Source organism: Embleya sp. NPDC008237, from assembly GCF_042956465.1.
Classification (GTDB): Bacteria; Actinomycetota; Actinomycetes; order Streptomycetales; family Streptomycetaceae; genus Embleya.
Map to the genome: position 1 here is coordinate 617,668 of NZ_JBIBGL010000003.1, position 16,827 is coordinate 634,494.

General features: G+C 70.5%; 13 protein-coding genes and 2 tRNA genes. 6 read left to right on the forward strand and 9 right to left on the reverse strand.

All coding sequences use genetic code 11. The features are described from left to right. Positions 1 to 41: 41 nt before the first annotated feature. Together tig and ACFZBU_RS09615 are read right to left on the reverse strand one after the other, a co-directional pair. The gene (tig, locus tag ACFZBU_RS09610; RefSeq protein ID WP_391582907.1) at positions 42 to 1,466 is read right to left on the reverse strand and encodes a trigger factor; all 1,425 of its coding nucleotides are present in this window, start codon (positions 1,464 to 1,466) and stop codon (positions 42 to 44) included. 116 nt (positions 1,467 to 1,582) lie between these two features. After that, positions 1,583 to 1,658 (reverse strand) — tRNA-Pro (locus ACFZBU_RS09615). A 96-nt stretch (positions 1,659 to 1,754) separates the two neighbouring features. Between ACFZBU_RS09615 and ACFZBU_RS09620 the strand changes: the two genes are divergently transcribed. Further along, positions 1,755 to 1,828, forward strand: a tRNA-Gly gene (locus ACFZBU_RS09620). Between the two features lie 605 nt (positions 1,829 to 2,433). On the opposite strand, the gene ACFZBU_RS09625 is transcribed toward ACFZBU_RS09620, so the two are convergent. Next, positions 2,434 to 3,339: a TIGR03619 family F420-dependent LLM class oxidoreductase gene (locus tag ACFZBU_RS09625; protein WP_391582908.1), complete on the reverse strand. Its 906-nt coding sequence runs from the start codon at positions 3,337 to 3,339 to the stop codon at positions 2,434 to 2,436. Positions 3,340 to 3,638: 299 nt separating this feature from the next. Continuing rightward, positions 3,639 to 4,502, reverse strand: a complete 864-nt coding sequence (locus ACFZBU_RS09630; protein WP_391582909.1) for an EamA family transporter — start codon at positions 4,500 to 4,502, stop codon at positions 3,639 to 3,641. 308 nt (positions 4,503 to 4,810) lie between these two features. Here ACFZBU_RS09630 and ACFZBU_RS09635 point away from each other — a divergent pair, with 308 nt between their 5' ends. From ACFZBU_RS09635 to ACFZBU_RS09645, 3 genes are all read left to right on the forward strand, one after another. Continuing rightward, positions 4,811 to 5,734 (forward strand): ADP-ribosylglycohydrolase family protein, encoded by a 924-nt coding sequence (locus ACFZBU_RS09635; protein ID WP_391582910.1) that lies wholly within the window; start codon positions 4,811 to 4,813, stop codon positions 5,732 to 5,734. 214 nt (positions 5,735 to 5,948) lie between these two features. After that, positions 5,949 to 6,770 carry a hypothetical protein gene (locus ACFZBU_RS09640; RefSeq protein WP_391582911.1) on the forward strand — a complete coding sequence of 274 codons (822 nt, stop codon included), beginning with the start codon at positions 5,949 to 5,951 and terminating at the stop codon, positions 6,768 to 6,770. Positions 6,771 to 7,221: 451 nt separating this feature from the next. Continuing rightward, positions 7,222 to 8,133 carry a hypothetical protein gene (locus ACFZBU_RS09645; RefSeq protein WP_391582912.1) on the forward strand — a complete coding sequence of 304 codons (912 nt, stop codon included), beginning with the start codon at positions 7,222 to 7,224 and terminating at the stop codon, positions 8,131 to 8,133. A gap of 335 nt (positions 8,134 to 8,468) precedes the next feature. Here ACFZBU_RS09645 and ACFZBU_RS09650 read toward each other — a convergent pair whose 3' ends face one another. Continuing rightward, positions 8,469 to 9,467, reverse strand: coding sequence for a LacI family DNA-binding transcriptional regulator (locus ACFZBU_RS09650; RefSeq protein WP_391582913.1), 999 nt, complete (start codon positions 9,465 to 9,467; stop codon positions 8,469 to 8,471). 288 nt (positions 9,468 to 9,755) lie between these two features. Further along, positions 9,756 to 11,540 (reverse strand): bifunctional metallophosphatase/5'-nucleotidase, encoded by a 1,785-nt coding sequence (locus ACFZBU_RS09655; protein WP_391582914.1) that lies wholly within the window; start codon positions 11,538 to 11,540, stop codon positions 9,756 to 9,758. A 241-nt stretch (positions 11,541 to 11,781) separates the two neighbouring features. Between ACFZBU_RS09655 and ACFZBU_RS09660 the strand changes: the two genes are divergently transcribed. Further along, positions 11,782 to 12,594 carry an integrase gene (locus ACFZBU_RS09660; RefSeq protein WP_391582915.1) on the forward strand — a complete coding sequence of 271 codons (813 nt, stop codon included), beginning with the start codon at positions 11,782 to 11,784 and terminating at the stop codon, positions 12,592 to 12,594. Positions 12,595 to 12,740: 146 nt separating this feature from the next. On the opposite strand, the gene ACFZBU_RS09665 is transcribed toward ACFZBU_RS09660, so the two are convergent. The 3 genes from ACFZBU_RS09665 to ACFZBU_RS09675 all read right to left on the reverse strand — a co-directional run bounded on the left by ACFZBU_RS09665 (position 12,741) and on the right by ACFZBU_RS09675 (position 14,906). Further along, a complete protein-coding gene (locus tag ACFZBU_RS09665; RefSeq protein WP_391582916.1) occupies positions 12,741 to 13,232 on the reverse strand; it encodes a glutathione peroxidase in 492 nt (163 codons plus the stop codon). Positions 13,233 to 13,361: 129 nt separating this feature from the next. Further along, on the reverse strand, positions 13,362 to 14,276 hold the full coding sequence (locus ACFZBU_RS09670) for an NAD-dependent epimerase/dehydratase family protein (protein ID WP_391582917.1): 915 nt from the start codon (positions 14,274 to 14,276) through the stop codon (positions 13,362 to 13,364). Between the two features lie 258 nt (positions 14,277 to 14,534). Beyond that, a complete protein-coding gene (locus ACFZBU_RS09675) occupies positions 14,535 to 14,906 on the reverse strand; it encodes a hypothetical protein (RefSeq protein WP_391583082.1) in 372 nt (123 codons plus the stop codon). Positions 14,907 to 15,769: 863 nt separating this feature from the next. Here ACFZBU_RS09675 and ACFZBU_RS09680 point away from each other — a divergent pair. After that, positions 15,770 to 16,639 (forward strand): class II aldolase/adducin family protein, encoded by an 870-nt coding sequence (locus ACFZBU_RS09680; protein WP_391582918.1) that lies wholly within the window; start codon positions 15,770 to 15,772, stop codon positions 16,637 to 16,639. The last annotated feature ends 188 nt before the right edge of the window (positions 16,640 to 16,827 follow it).

Consider the following 16,827-nt stretch of genomic DNA (forward strand, 5'->3'; position numbering starts at 1 on the left):
GCGCCGCGACGTACGCGGCGGTCGCGGATCGCCCGGGTGGATCAGGCCTCGGCCTTCTCCTCCGAGGCCTCGTCCGACGCCGCGGCGACCTCTTCGGTCTCGGCGTGGTCGTGGCCCTCGTGGTTGTCCGCGTCGTCCGCGTGCAGGTCGACACCGAGGCTGACCTCGTTGCCGGACGCGTCCTTGGCCTTGGCGCCCTTGGCGATGACCTCGAGGGCCTTGCCGCGAGCAACCTCGCCGACCAGGACCGGCACATAGCCGGACTGCATGACCTGCTGCGCGAACTGGTCCGGGCTCATGCCGGACTGCTGCGCGCGCTGGATGAGGTGCTGGGTCAGCTCTTCCTGGTTGACGGAGAGCTGCTCCTTCTTCACGACCTCGTCGAGCACGAACTGGGCACGCATGCCCTTGCGGACGCTCTCCTGGAGTTCGCTCTCGTACTCCTCGGCGGTCTGGCCCTGGATCTCCAGCCACTTGGCCAGGTCCATGCCCATCATGCCGAGCTGCTGCTCCAGCTGACCGCGACGCTGCTCGATCTCCTCGGTGACGATGCTCTCCGGCAGCGGCACCTCGATCTGCTCGAGCAGGGCTTCCAGAACCTTGTCCCGGCCCTCGTTCTGCTGGTCGTGCAGCTTCTGGTGGTCGAGCTTCTCGCGCAGGTCCGCCTTCAGCTCGTCCAGCGTGTCGAACTCGCTCGCCAGCTGCGCGAAGTCGTCGTCGAGCTCGGGGAGCTCCTTGGCCTTGACGGTGGTCACCTCGACCGTGACCTCGGCCGTCTGCCCGGCGGCGCTGCCACCCTGGAGCTCGGTCTCGAAGGTCTTGGTCTCACCGGCCGACGCACCGATGACGGCGGCGTCGAGGCCGTCCAGCATCGTGTCGCCGCCGATCTGGTACGACATCGCCTTGGCGACGCCGTCCTCCAGCACCTCGCCGTCGACCTTGGCCTCGATGTCGATGACGACGGTGTCGCCCTCGGCCGCGGCCCGCTCGACGGTGTTCAGCGCACCGAAGCGGTCACGCAGCTCTTCGATCTTCTCGGCGACGTCCTCGTCGGTGACGGTGATGTCATCGACCTCGACCTCGATGCCGGAGTAGTCCGGCAGCTCGATCTCGGGACGGGTGTCGACCTCTGCGGTGAACTTCAGATCGGCGCCGCCGGCCAGCTCGGTCACGTCGGTGACCTCGGTGACCTCGGGCTGGCCCAGGACGCGCAGCTCGTTCTCCTCGACGGCCTTGCCGTACGAGGAGGAGAGGATGTCATCGAACGCCTCGACGAAGACGGCCTCACGGCCGAAGCGCTGGTCGATGATGCGCGCAGGGATCTTGCCCTTACGGAAGCCCGGGACCGTCACCTGCTTGCCGATCTTCTTGTACGCCGCGTCGAGGCTGGGCTTCAGCTCCTCGGAGGGAACCTCGACGGTGAGCCGAACCCGGGTCGGGTTCAGCGTCTCGACGGCGCTCTTCACGGTAAGGGTCTCCTTGCTGCGGGCTGTTCTTCCGGGCCTGTGCATCTTGCCTGACGGCACACTGAAGGTTCAGAACCGGTGGTACCGATCCATCCTGCAGCGAATTCATGATGTGGTGGTCGGGGCGGGGAGACTCGAACTCCCGATCTCCTGCTCCCAAAGCAGGCGCGCTAGCCACTACGCTACGCCCCGTGGCGCCCGATGAAGTCTAGAGGACGACACGCTAGAGTCTGCACTGGCCGCGCACCAATCCGCTAACCTAGGCGCCACGTGCACGCCACACCAGCTGCGGGTGTAGCTCAATGGTAGAGCCCTAGCCTTCCAAGCTAGTGGTGCGAGTTCGATCCTCGTCACCCGCTCCAAAGGTAAAGGCCCAGGTCAGAGGTTGTTTCTCTGATCTGGGCCTTTGTCGTGCCCGGACTGTGGGTGGCGGGCTGGGGGCTTTGGTCCCGGTAGCGGGCAGGGCTGGGGGTTTCGCTTTGGGCTGTCGGGGGTGGGTTTCGGCCGTGGGGGCGGTATGGGACGGCTGCGCGTGAGGTGTCTGTGATGTCGGGAATCTCACGGTTGTGGTTTGGGGGGCGGGCGTCGGTCGAGTGTTCGGAGGGCGTCGGGCAGATCGGGCAGACGGGCGCACCGCGACCGGCGGGCGGGCGGACTTCGGTCGCGGTTGGGCTGTGTTCCTCATCGGGCTGCCGCTGCGTTTCGGGGGTGGTGCGGTTTGGGTCCCCGCCGGCGGCCCGGGTCCGGGTCCCTCGATGAGCCTCCTCTCGGTGGGTTCCGGCCGGGCCGTGGACAGCGCCCGGCCGCGTGCAGCTGCGGCACCACCACCATCGGTCTCCGGCACGACGCCGGGTCGGTGGTCTCCCCACCGGTCCCGGGCTGTCGGGCCCGGGTCAGGTCACGTCACGTCACGTCGGGTCTGGCCCGGCCTGGCCTGGCCGGGTAGGTCACGTCCGGGCAGGTCCGGTCAGGTTTGGTGGGGGGTGAGGAGGGGGGCTGCGGCTTCCAGGGTTGTGCGGTCTGATTCGGGGCGTTGTAGGCGGGTGGAATCGCGGTAGCGGGGGTCGAGGAGGACGTGGTCGATGCCCAGGGCGGCGAGGGTGGACAGGTCGGCCTCGATTTGGTCGAGGGTCCCTTCGCAGGGGAGGCGGTCGGCGTCCGGGAGGGGTGTGGCGGTCACCTGGAGCGGGGTGCGTAGGGCGACTGTGGGGATGGGCCGGGCCGCTTGTTCCGCGGCGGCGCGGAGTGCGGGGAGGCCCTGCTTTTCGAGCCACTCGGTGGTGACGCCGAGGGGGTGCCAGGTGTCGCCGTGGCGGACCGTGCGGCGGATCGCGGCGGGGCTGTTGCCGCCGATCCAGACGGGTGGGCGTGGGGACTGGAGCGGGCGCGGGGCCGTGTGCACGTCGTGGAAGGAGGTGTGTGCGCCCTCGAACGAGGCGACGTCCTCGGTCCACAGGGTGTGCAGGGCCGCGAGGTATTCGTCGGTGATCCGGCCGCGCTCGGCGAACGGGATCTTCAAGGCGGCGAACTCGTCTTCGGCCCAGCCGACGCCGACACCCAGGACCAACCGGCCGGCGCTGTAGCGGTCCAGGTTGGCGGTCACGCGAGCGGTGAGCAGCGGGTCGCGGTAGGGCAGGATCAGTACGGTCGTGCCCAGTCGGATGCGCTCGGTACGACCGGCCAGCCAGGCGAGCGCGGTCAGCGGCTCGTAGAACGGTGCCGGGTATTGGGCCGCGACGTCCGGGGTGACCGCGATGTGGTCGGACAACATGGCCAGGTCCAGGCCGAGATCCTCGGCGTGCCGGACCGAGGCGAGCATCGCGTCGGGGCTCGCGGTCGGCCCGTAGTTGGGGATGTTCACGCCGAATCGCACGTACGCCTCCGGTTGGTCGGTGGTCGGGGGTTGGTGGTCGATGCTCGGTGCTCGGTGGTCAATCGGGCGGTTGGTCGGTTGGGTGGTTGATTTGGTCGACGGGCGGACGGGCGGACGGGTCGACGGGTGGACGCCGACCATTCGACCGTATGGCCTGAAACCCGGGTGAGGGCCGGAACGCGGAAGGTGTTCGGTAGGCATTTGCCGGCCACGAAAGCGATACGCACCCACCCCACCGGACGACCAACCGGCGACCCACCCCCGCCGACCGGCCGACGACCGCGACCCCCGCCACGGCCTCACGACCTCACGACCTCACGCCACGGCCTACGGAATGTTGATCGCCGTAATGCCCCCAGGACCAGCACCGTCGCGGCTATTCGGTATCGGCCGTACGTTTCGTGGAAGATCAGCGTCCCGATGATCGCGCCGATGACGACCGATGTTTCGCGCAGTGCGGCGATCGTGGCCAGGGTGCCTCGGGTCTGGGCCCAGATGACGAGGGTGTAGGCGGCGAGGGACATGGCGCCGCCGAGGAGGCCCCAGGCGCGTTGTCGGTTGGGTGCGGCGGCGGGGTCGCGGCGGCGGTGCAGGAGCAGGATGGTCGGCGCCGATTGGAGGACGAACAGCCAGGCCGCGTAGGACATCGCCGAGCCCGAGGAGCGTGCGCCGACGCCGTCCAGGACGGTGTACAGCGCGATCGCGCAGCCCGTGGCCAGTGCCGCGAGCACCGCGGCGGCCTCGGTGCGGCGCGGGATGCCGCCGGCCAGGGCGAGGACGAGCATGCCGGCCGAGATCACCACCACGCCGACGGTCTGCGTCACCGTCAGGTATTCGTGCAGCAGGGTCACCCCGATCAGGGCGGTGACCCACGGGGAGGTGCCGCGGGCGATCGGGTACACCTGGCCGAAGTCGCCCAGCCGGTAGGTCTCCAGCAGGAGCAGGTTGTAGGCCACGTGCAGCGCCGCCGAGCCGAGCAGCCACGGCCAGGCGCCGGCGGCCGGAGCGCCGACGAAGGGCAGCCAGGACAGGCCGATGGCCAGACTCGCCGCCTGGATCATCACCATCGTCCCGAGCCGGTCTTCGAGCCCGTGCGCAAGCGCGTTCCAGGCCGCGTGCAACCCGGCCGCACCGAGTACGACGGCGGTGACCGCCGGGGTCACGCGTGCCGGTGGGGCCGGTGGATCGCCCCGAAGGGCGTCATCCCGGGAACCGACCCGCACGCCGGCTCCGGGAAACCGAGCACACGGACGGCCGCCCCAGGCACCCGGGCTGCCCTCCCGAACACACGGTCAGCCGCCCCGAGCGCACAGGCAGCCACCCAGGGCTGCCGATCGACCATCGGCGGCACGTGGTCGGCCATCGTCCGAGCCCCGTGTACGCGCAACTCGGCGGTGGCGGTGGCTTCCACGATCCGAGGAGACGTCATCCGGGACATCCAAGCATGGGTGGCGGAATAATGACCGCCCATATGACGCACACCTCTTCCGCCCTTGCCTCGCTGCGCGGCCTCGCGCTCGGCGACGCGCTCGGCGCCCAGTTCTTCGTCCCCGACAACCTCCCGCACCTGGCCGAACGCAGCCTGCCCGAGGGCAGTTGGCCATGGACCGACGACACCGAGATGGCCTGCGTCCTGCACGCCGAGTTGACGCTGCGCGGCACGGTCGACCAGGACGAGTTGATCAAGGCCTTCGCCCGCCGGCACGACTTCGATCGAGGCTACGGTCCGACCACCAATCGCATGTTGCGGCTGGTGCGGCAGGGCGGTGACTGGCGCGGCCTGGCCGCCGCACCGTTCGACGGGCAGGGGTCGTGGGGCAACGGAGCCGCCATGCGGGTCGCCCCGTTGGGTGCGTGGTTCGCCGACGACCTGGACGTGGTGGTGGCGCAGGCCGCGTGGTCCGCGGAGGTGACGCACATGCATCCCGAGGGCATCGCCGGCGCGGTGGCGGTGGCCGTCGCGGCTGCGGGTGCGGTGACGCTGGACCGGCCGGGTGCGGGCGACTTCGTGAGCTTCGTCCGCGATCGCACACCCGCCGGCCTGGTGCGCGAACGGCTGGGCGCCGCACTGGATCTGGTGGGCCGTCAGGACTCGCGCGAGGTCGGCCGGCTGCTCGGCAACGGCCGCCAGGTGAGCGCCCCCGACACCGTCCCGTTCGCGGTGTGGTCCGCGGCCAGGCACCTCGACGACTACGCGGCGGCGTTCTGGTCCACCGCGAGCGCGGGCGGCGACGTGGACACCACGTGCGCGATCGTGGGTGGAATCGTGGGCATCCGCGCCGAGTTGCCCCCGGGGTGGGTGAAGTACCGCGAACCACTGCCGACTTGGTGGCAGGAGACGGTTTCCCCGGAGCCCGCTCAAATGGTTGGCGGAGTCGACGACGCTGCATCATGATGGGCGCGCTCTCGTCACTCGAGCGCGACTCCCGTGCTCTGTGGGCCGGTTCGTGCCGCGCTGGACGGGAGTCCTCGGCCTCTTCGCCGTCGAGCGCACGTTTCGTGGGGGGACGTCGATCGGCACGCGGTCGCTGCCACCGCTTTTCTCGACGGCCGATCACATCCCGTTCATTCCGCCTCGCGCACTCCCGCGTACGACGCGGTGCTGCCCGGTGTGCAGCCGAAACACCCCGGAGGATCCTTTTTTCATACGCAAGTCCCTGTTTCGACTGAGTTCGGTCGCGGTCGTCGGTTCGGTACTGTTCGCGGCGACCGCGTGCGGTTCCGCCGACGACGACAAGAAGGACAGCGGAAAGCCGGCCGCGAGCACCACGACCACCGGCGCGCCGGCCGCCGCACCCTCGCCGGGCGCGGTGGCACCGAGCGCGCCCGCGCCCCTCTCGTCGAGCGCTCCTGCGGCAACTCCTTTGACCGCCGCCCAGTTGGAGAAGGCGGTACTCGCAGCGTCGGACCTGCCACAGGGGATGTACGTCACCCGGGAACCGAAGGGCGCCCGCGAGCGGGTGACCGCGACGTCGCCCGAATGCCAACCGCTCACCGACCTGTTCCTGCCGCGACAGGGCGCCACCAAGCCGGTCGGCGTGGCCCAGGCCGGCGTGACGATCGGCGCCCCGATGCCGTCGGCGATGATCACCACCGAGCTGTTCTCCTATGCGGGCACCGACGCGGAAACGATTCTGGGCAAGGCGCGCACCGCGCTCGGGAAGTGCGGCTCACTCTCCACCAAGGACGAAGAGGGCGAGACCTCGACCGTCAAGCATGCCGAGGCCGCTCATCCCAAGCTCGGCGACGACACCCTCGCGACCGTGAGCACGCCGGCGGATGGCGGCGCGGGTGGGCAGATCGTGGTCCGCGTCGGCTCCACGTTGATCGTCGTCAGGTCCGTGGAGTTCACCGGCACCACCCCCGAGTTGCCGGACACCGCCCTGGTGACCAAGCAGGTCGAGAAGATCGTGACGGCGGCCAAGGGCTGACCCGAGCCGGTGGGTCGGTCGGCGCCGTCGACCGACCCACCGCCATCCCCTCACCCACTCACCCACTCACCCACTCGCCCACTCACCCAAGATCGAACCTGGCGACCTTCAAGGCTTTTTGACGGTTGATCAGGTGCCACGCGGCCGACCACCGGGCCGGCATCGGACGGTTGGCAAAGCCGAGCGGCGTCCGCGATGATGAGGCCCCTCGCGTCGCCGACTCGACGACGCACCACCCGCACCGGACCGGGCGCCATCGTTCCGGGGCACGACGAGGGACCGCACTCCGCCGCCTCGAGGGGCACCCGGTCGGCTCGTGGGTGGAACGAGCACGCGGCCGGCGGCCGCGGGTTCGTGTCCTGATGGCTCATCGGATCCCCGTCGCCCCGTCGCCCGCCTCGGCAGGCGAACCCACGGCGGGCCGGGCCCGTTGCTTCGGAGGAAGCCGCCTATGCGCAAGATCGTGATCCGGGTGGGCACGGCGGTGATCGCCGGGAGCCTGCTCCTGGCGGCCACCGCGTGCGGTCGTGACGAGGAGGCGTTGGCGCGCGAGTACGCGAACGCGCAGACAGCCGCGCCGGAGGCGGGCACCGCGGGCGCCCCGGCACCGTCCGCGGGCACGCCCACCGGCTCCGCCCCGCCGGCCGCCGCGCCACCCGCCGCGGCCTCCTCCCCCGGCGAACCCCCGCCCGCGCAGCCACCCACGGACGAGTCGCCCGCCCCCTCCGGAAACGGAAGCGGGAACGCGAACGGCAACGAGAATGGCAACGGGAACGGAAACGAGAACGGCTCCGACCCGGCCTCCAAATCCCGCCTCACCGCCGCCCTGTTGACCGCCGCGGAAATGCCGGCGGGCGCCTACGAGGTCGACTCGGACGGCACCGAGACCCGGGAGACCGCCCGGGAGGCCGGCTGCCAGCCCCTCATCGACCTGATGCGCCCCGGGCAGGCGGCCTCGGCGCCGGCCGCGTCCGCCCAGGCATCGGTGACCCGGGGTGATCCGACGCCGACCGGCTTCACCATCATCGAGTTGTTCTCCTTCGCCGGCACCGGTGCGCAGGACCTGTTCGCCCGGGGCCGTGCGGCGCTCCCGAACTGTGCGTCGGTCACCTCCACCGACTCCGACGGTGCCACGAGCACCGACGCCTACGCCGCGATCCCGCACGCATCCCTCGGCGACGAGTCGCTCGCGATCGGGATGACTCCCCAGGCGGGCGGCGCGCTGGGCTTGATCGTGGTTCGCGTCGGCCCGACGCTCGTGGTGGTCAGCAACGCGGATCTGTCCGCGACCAAGCCCGCCCTGCCCCCCGACGACGTCGTCGTCCGCCAGATCACCAAGCTCCTGGCGAGCTCGCGCGCCTAGGCCGTGTCCGGTGGATCTTGGTGGATGAGGTCGCGTCGTCCGGTGCCGTGGCTCGGCGTGCCGGAGAAGCAGCCGCATAGTGGTTCCATTCGGCTGTTTCTCCGGTGCGGCGAGGTGCGGTGCCGGGCGGCGCGGCCCCACCGGGATCCGCCGGACGCAACCCAGCCTCCCGCTCTCGGCCGGCGGGACGTCGACACGCAGCCGCGCCGCGGAATCAGCTCGACCATCGATACGCACCGCGCCGCGCCGCCGAATCGACTCGACCAGCGACACGCACCCGCGCCGCGCCGCCGAATCGGCTCAACCGTCGACGCGCACCGCGCCCCGCCGCCGAATCAGCTCGAGTCCCGGGCCCGCAACGTCATCTGCCACAGCGTCAGGTCGTCCTGGACAGCCCCTTCGCCGGCCGCGACGATGGCCGCCGCCACCGCGCTCATCGGCAGCAGTTGTTCGAACGCGACCGAGGTCAATCGGGGGCGGACCATCTCGCACAGCGTCAGGTCGTCCGTACCGACGACGGCGACCTGTTCCGGAACCCGGACGCCGACGTCGGCCAACGCGCCGAGCAGCAGCGCCGCGTATTCGTCGTTGTAGCCGTACACCGCGTCGGGGCGGCCCTCGGCCCGCCACTCCCGCGCGAGCCGCGCGGCCTCGGCGGGATCCTCGGCCATCTCGACCATCCGGATGGTGCCACCCGCGGGCTCCGCCACGGCGCGAAAGCCCGCGAGCCGCGCCAGGCCCAACGCGGCCAGGCCCGACTCGCGCGGCACCACCACGGCGAAATCCCGTCGGCCCCGGGCGATCAGGTGCTCGGCGGCCCGGCCGCCCGCCGCCACGTGATCGACCTTGAGTCCGAGCGCGATCGGCGCGGAACTCTCGCCCAGGGCCACCACGGCGATGCCGCGGGCGACCAGGTACTCGACGCCGTCGGCCGACATCCGCTCCGGCAGCACCAGCACCACCGCCGGATTCAGCGCGCCCCACGCCTTCGCCGCCTCGATGCCGTGCGTGGCGGGATTGCCGTGGATCACCAGGGTGTGTCCCAGGCCGTGCAGTTCGCGGGCCAGGCCGTCCAGGAAGCGCTGGATCAGTTGGCCGAACGGCACCTCGTAGGTCGGTACGAGTACCAGATCGGTGCGCCCGCGCCGAAGCGAACGGGCGTCCGAGCGCGGCTCGTAGCCCAGGCCGGCCGCGATCTCACGGACCCGGCGCCTGGTCTCCTCCGGGATCCGGCTGTCCTGGACGTCGTTCATCGCGTACGACACCGTCGCGCGCGAAACGCCTGCGGCACGGGCCACGTCGGCCCCGGTCGGGGGGCGTCTCGTTGTGCTCATGGGGCGATTGTCGCCCAGGTCGAGACCGCATCCGACGCACGGGCGGCCCCGTCACTTTCGTGTCGAGGCACTCGTCCCGGAATGGCTGACTGTGTATCAGAAAGGCCCGGCCGCACCGCGACCGGGCCTTTCACGAACATCCGACGAACCTCGCCCGCCATCGACGGACCTCACCGGAAGCGGACGAGCTTCCCCCGAACGAGGCCGACCTCGGCCGAATCGCACCGACGTCGGCCGGTCGAGGCCGACCTCACGCGAACCGATCGACTCGGCCGGTCGAGGCCGACCTCACCCGATGAAGGTGATCCGGTCCGCCGCCGGCGGCGCAAGCGGCGCGCTCGCCGAGGAGTGGGCCGCGAAGTACGCCAGCAACGCCTCCAGGTCGGACCCGCCGACGCGCTTGTTCACGCCGGTCTTGAAGGCCGCGAAGCCGTCGCCGCCACCGGCCAGGAACTCGTTCGCGCTGACCTTGTAGGTCGCCGCCGGGTCGATCGGCACGCCGTTCAGCTTGACGCTGCCCGGCACGATCCTGGCCGCGCCGGTCTGCGACCGATCCACCGTGTAGGTCAGGCCCTTGGAGATCTGGAGCACCTTCGGGTTGGCCGCGTTGCCACCGGTGTACTGCTGTGCGAGCAGGTCGAGCACGGCCTGACCCTTGAGGTCCAAGGTCTGCATCATGTTGGTGAACGGCTGCACGGTGAATGCCTCGCCGTAGGTGACGACGCCGTCCCCTTCGCTGCCGGCCGCCGCGTATTGCAGGTCGGACCGGATCCCGCCCGGGTTCATGAACGCGATCTGCGCGCCGCCCTTGTCGGCCGGTGCGGTCGCCTCCAGTTGCGCGTCGGCGATCACGTCGCCGAGCGGCGACTCGGGCGTGGTCGCGCCGCGACCGCGGATGTCGGCGGTGATGTACCCGATCGAGCGGTTGGCGACCGGAGCCGCGAGCTTCTGCCAGTCGGCGAGCAACTGCGTCAGGTCCGGGGCCTTCGGGGTGTCCCGGCGCACAACCGTGTTCTGCGCCTTGACCGAGGTCCGCACGATGTCGCGGGTGCGCTTGTCGTAGGTGGCGTCGATCTTCGTGTACATCTTGCCGAACGACGAGGCGCTGGTGACCATCCGCGGCTGCCCTGCGGGGTCCGGGATGTTGCACGAGTACGCCTGGTGCGTGTGGCCGGTGACGACCATGTCGATCGCCGGGTCCAGGCCCTTGGCGATGTCCACGACCGGTCCGGACAGGCCCAGGTTGCCGCCCGCGTTGCAGTCGTAGTTGTACGCGTTGCTCGTGGGCAGGCCGCCCTCGTGCAGCAGCACCACGATCGACTCGACGCCGATCAGGCGCAGCCACGGCACGATGGTGTTCGCGGTCTTGATCTCGTCCTTGAACTTCAGGCCCTTGACGCCCTCGGCCGTGACGATGTCCGGCGTGCCCTCCAGGGTCATGCCGATGAAGCCGATCCGGGCACCGCCCACGTTCTTGACGCTCACCGGGGCCAGGATCGGCAGGCCGGTGCGCTCGTCGAGCACGTTGGCAGCCAGGTACTGGAAGTCGGCGCCCTCGAACGTGCGTCCGGGTGTGTAGCACCCCTCGGTCGGGTGGCAACCGCCCCACTGCATGCGCTGCAGTTCCTTCTTGCCCTCGTCGAACTCGTGGTTGCCCACCGAAGTGACGTCCAGGCCGACCTTGTTCAGCGCCTCGATCGTCGGCTCGTCGTGGAACAGCCCCGACAGGAGCGGACTCGCGCCGATCATGTCGCCGGCCGCGATGGTCAGCGAGTCGGGGTTCTTCGCCCGCTCCGCGCGCAGTTGGGTCGCGAGGTGCTCGATGCCGCCGGCCGGGATCACGACGGGCTTGCCGTCGGGACCGAGCTCGGTGACGGTTCCGGCGGAACCCTGCGGTTCCTCCAGGTTGCCGTGCAGGTCGTTGAGTGCGAGGAATTCGAGGTCCGTCGTGCCGGAGGGCCGGCCGTCACCGGTGCGGGCGTCGGCCGTGGCCGGGCCGCTCATCGCCAGCAGGCTCGCGGCGACCAGACCGGTGAGGGCGAGCCGACCGCGGCGTCGTTTGTTCCCGAGCATGGGATCCCTTCCGAGGGCGCGCGGTGGTGACGCGCGTAGAAATGGGGCCTGAAGGTGTCTCGCAGCCAGAGATTAGGGGCAGTTCGCCGATCGACACGAGACCTCGCACGAAACCGATGCGTGAAACCGCTGTGAACTTATGTGGCCGCTACCGCGCACAGGGCATGATCAACCACCGTTTCCCACCCCCGAGGGCTGGGCAGCCGTACGGCGTGGCACCTAAAAGGGAGGGATGTCCGCGATGCGCGTGGAATTCGCGACAGAACCGGGTCATCCGGGCAAACCGAACGAGGACTTCGTCGTCGCGGGGCCGACGACGGTGGTGCTGCTCGACGGCGTGACCTCCAGTTCGGACAACGGCTGCAAACACGGTGTGCCGTGGTTCGTCCAGCGGTTGGGCACCGCCCTGTTCACGCACAGCGGCGGGCGGCCGGACCGCTCCCTGGCCGAGTGCCTGCACGACGCGATCGAGGACACCTCGGCGCTGCACGTGGACGGTTGCGACCTGGGCCGGCCGGACGCGCCCGCCGCAACGGCGGTGGTGGTGCGGGTGGTCGAGGATCGTTTGGAATACCTCGTACTGTCCGACTCGACGCTGTTGATCGAGCGCGACGAGGACCTGACGGTGGTCACCGACGATCGCCTGGACGTGATCGGCGCGGCGGCACGACGGCGTCGGGACGAGCACGCCGTCGGCTCGGAGGCCTACCTGACGGCGCATCAGGAGTACCAGGACACCCTGCGGGCGGCGCGGAACGTCGCGGGCGGCTACTGGGTCGCGGCGGCCGATCCCGCGGCGGCCGACGAGGCGCTGACGGGTGGTCTGGCGCTGGGCGAGGTACACGCGATGGCGGCGCTGAGCGACGGTGCCAGTCGGCTGGTCGACCGGTACGGGCTGAGCGATTGGGATCGGCTGATGACCACGCTGCGACACTTCGGGCCGGCCGAGTTGTTGGCCCGGGTGCGGGCCGCGGAGAACTCCGACGCGGACGGGTCCAGATGGCCGCGCGGAAAGATCTGCGACGACGCGACGGCCGTGTGGGCGTTGGTCTAGGTCCGCCCGCGAAAGAGTCCGCGGCGCGAAGACGTCCGCGGCGCACGACGCGAAGCCGTCCCGCGAACGCCACCCGCACCCCGGTGGGCCCGCGAACACCGGCCGGGCCCCCGACGACCCGACCGGCGTTCGACCCACCCGCCGCCTTATTTCGGCAGCACGCTCTCGATCGCGGCGATCAGGTTCGGGTCGTGCGGGTCGGTCTGCGGGCGGAACCGGCCGACGATCGCGCCGTCGGCGGAGAGCAGGAACTTCTCGAAGTTCCACTGCACGTCACCCGAGCCGCCCTCGGCGTCGGAGGCCGCGGTGAGCACGTCGTAGAGCGGGTGCCGGTCCGGACCGTTGACGTCGATCTTCTCGGTCAGCGGAAACGTCACACCGTAGGTCGTCGAGCAGAATTCGAGGATCTCCTCGGCGCTGCCCGGTTCCTGGCCCATGAACTGGTTGCACGGCACGCCCACCACGGTGAAGCCGCGTGCGCCCAGTTCCTTCTGCAATTCTTCGAGGCCGGTGTACTGCGGGGTCAGGCCGCACTTGGACGCGACGTTGACGACCAGTGCGACCTTGCCCTCGGTGATGCCGCCCAGGGTCGTGCCCTCCCCCGCCAGCGTGGCGATGGGGGTATCGAGGATGGCCATGATCGTTGTCCTTCCTGCGTGGTGCCGCTCGCAGCGACGCGATCCGATGAGGTGGAGCGCTTCGAGACGGCGCGAGTAAGACCTGAAGACTCGACGCTATCGAGCACAGCCGTAGGCTGCCCGACCCGGTCAGGCCGAATCACCGCGGCGGGCGGCGTGGACATCCGCCAGCCCCGCGCGCCACCCCACCGCACACGGCCCGGTGATCGCCGCGCGCCTGGCGGTGTCCTGCACCTGTCCGCGCAGCGTGCCCGGCTGCTCGCGGACCACCACCTCGGCGGGCAGCCCGCTCAGGTCGGCCATGTGCGCCGCCCACTCCTGCACGCTCACCGGCTCGTCGCCGCCCCAGTTGACCACCGTCGCGGGAGTGGACGCCGCGTCCAGCAGGGCCGCCGTCTGGCTGTTGATGTCGTCCTGGTGGATCGGGCTGTACATGCACGGATCCCAGCGGGTGACGATCGGCTGCCCGGCCAGCACGGCGTCCAGGTGCATGGTCGGCAGGCCGCCGCGCGGGCCGTAGGAGGCGTTCATCCGGGCGATCACCACCGGCAGGTCGAACGCGCGGGCGCAGTAGCGCGAAACGGCTTCCTCGGCGGTCTTGGACACCGAGTAGGTCGGTGCGTGCGAGACGTTGGCGTCGCCCAGCGGGTCGCTCTCGTGGAAGACGTGCATCGGGTCCGGGTGCGGCTTGAGCACCGACGCGGTGGACATCACCAGCGCCGCCTTGGCCCGGCGACAGTGCTGGAGCAAGAGCCCGGTGCCCTCCGCGTTGACCCGCAGCGCCTCGTCGTAGTCGAGTCCGGGGCCCTGGAAGGTGGCCAGGTGCAGGACGTAGGTGAAGTCCTGGGGCAGTTCGTCGAACGTGCCCGCGCCGAGGTCGACGGCGCGCGTGGTCACACCCAGTGCGTCCACCCGCTTGCGGTCCTCGGCGTTCGAGAAGCGGGCGATGCCCCACACCTCGTTGTCCCGGGCCAGGTACTCGGTCAGCGGGTAGGCGATCTGGCCCGCGGGGCCGGTGATCAGGATCTTCTCGCCGGACAGCATGCGGCTCCTCGGGTGACTCGGGTACGCGATCCGTACGGGATCCGGCTGCGATCCGTACGCGACATACGGCGTCGAGCTCGACGGTACATCTGACGTACCGTCATATCCGAGACGGTGCGGGGAGGCCAGGGGGTCCGCACGTGTCGCCGGACACCCCGAAGGCGCCCTCCGCACGGGGGTGGCGGAGGACGCCCGGGGTATCGAGGATGGGCCTGCGCGCCCCGACGGCGCGCCTCGGCGCGTCGGCGGAGCGCGAACTCAGACCTCGATCTCCTCCTCGATACGCTTGAGGCTGTGTCGGGCCAGCGCGAGATTGGCGCGGTCCTTCAGCAGCACGAGGTACAGGAACAGGCCCTTCCCGGCCCGCCCGCTCAGCGGCCGAATCACGTGGTATTGCTTGCCGAGCGTGATCAGGACGTCCTCGATCTGATCGCCGAGGTGCAACATCTCCATCGTGCGCATCTTGGCGCGCATCACGTCGGTGTTTCCGGCGGCGGCCACATTCAGGTCGAGTTCCTTGCTGCCGCCGAGAATTCCCAGCGCCATTCCGCTGGTGTAATCGACCAGGGCCACACCCACGGCGCCCTCGATCGTCATTGCTTCCTTGAGGGCCGTTTCCATATTGGCCATGATTGCCTCCGAGGCGATCGGCGGTGCGGCTTTCCGGTGGACTCCGACGGGCTCGTCCTCGGGCGGTGCGATCCCCGGGGCAGGCATGGCGACCGGAGCGGGCTCGATCGGTTCGGCATCGCCCGCCACGTGCGGATCGGCCTCGATTGTTGCGATGACATCCGCCTCGGTCACAGCACCCCGCTCGGTGTCGGACCCGGCCGGCGGGCCGCCTGATCTGCGTCGGGACGGCCGCGACCGCCTCGGGGGTTGTGCCATCTCCGGCCGGCTCCTCGCCATCGGGCTGCGCGGCGTCGAACCCGGCGCGAGCGGCCCCCGCCGGCCCGGGTCCGCCCGGGCCCGGTCCGCCCTGGCCCGGGACGGCCCCGGATCGGCGCGGCCGAACCCGGGCCCCGCGGGTGCCCGGGCGCCGATACCGACGACCTCCGTCGAATTCTCGCCCCCGTCGCTCACGTCACGCGCCCCTTCCATCTTTTGTGCGCCGACTTCCGCGCGTCGCCGGCGACTTCGTATGTCGCCGCGACGGCGCGTGGCCGGTGACACATGCGCATCGCCCGCAACTGTGCGCCGCCCGCAACTCGCCCGTCGCCTGCAAATGTGTGCATCGTCGTGCGGGCCCGGTGAATTCGAGTTCGACTGCTTCGAACTCGACCTCCCGGACTCGCTGAACGGCAGCGTAGAAGCAGCCCGAAGCGGACTGCGGGCAATATTCGCTTAATTCCCGGAAACCCGACCCGGACGACCGTGGGTCGCTAGAATCCGCGGCTTCGTGCGAAGGCGCGTCCACCGAGGGCTGTCCCCGGATGTGACTCGCCGGTAGCGTCGGCCGAAGTCCCGCGCGACCCGAGTCCGAGGAGATGGACATGTCCGGCACCGATGCGCAGCAAGCCCAGGACGTGCAGGCAGGGCGGGTGACCCCGCCGCGGCCGACCCCGCCGCGGCCGGTATCGCCGGCGGACCTGAGCTTCGCGCTGCCGCCCACCTTCGAGACCGTCGAGCAGGAGCGCCGGCACCGCAAGGAACGCTTGACCGCCGCGCTGCGACTGTTCGGCCGCTTCGGCTTCGAGGAGGGCGTGGCCGGGCACATCACCGCACGCGACCCGGAGCTCACCGATCACTTCTGGGTCAACCCGTTCGGGATGTCGTTCAAGCACATCACCGTGGACGACCTGATCCTGGTCAACCACGAGGGGCAGGTCGTCGAGGGTCGATTCCACGTCAACCAGGCCGCGTTCGCGATCCACTCGCAGATCCACGCGGCCCGCCCGGACGTGGTCGCGGCGGCGCACAGCCACTCCGTGCACGGGCGGGCGATCTCCGCGCTCGGCATCAGGCTCGAACCGATCACCCAGGACGTGTGCCCCTTCTACGAGGACCACGAGCTGTTCGACGACTACGCGGGTGTCGTGCTCGACGCCGAGGAGGGCCGCCGGATCGCCGAGACGCTCGGCCCGCGCAAGGCGCTGATCCTGCGCAATCACGGCCTGCTCACGGTCGGGCAGTCGGTCGACGCCGCGGCGTGGTGGTTCATCACCATGGAGCGCTCCTGCCAGGTGCAGCTGCTCGCCCAGGCGGCCGGCGAACTCAAGCCGATCTCGCCGGAGAACGCCCGGCTGACCCGCGAACAGCTGGGCAACGACACGGTGGCCTGGATCAACTACAAGCCGCTGTACGACGTGATCAGCCGCTCCGAGCCGGACCTGTTCGGGGCGGACGGTCCGATGACGCCCTGATCGGCCGGCGCCGCGCCGGACCACGTCCGCCGCGTCGCGGCGCGGGCTCGGCTCGATACGGCGCGGCGCGGCACCGCACGACTCGGCTTCGGGTCATCGAACGACGTCCTCCGGTCGATTCCGGTGACCGCCCGCCTCCCCTCCGTGTCCGGTCGGCCTCCATGTCCGCCGACCGGGCGCAATCTCTG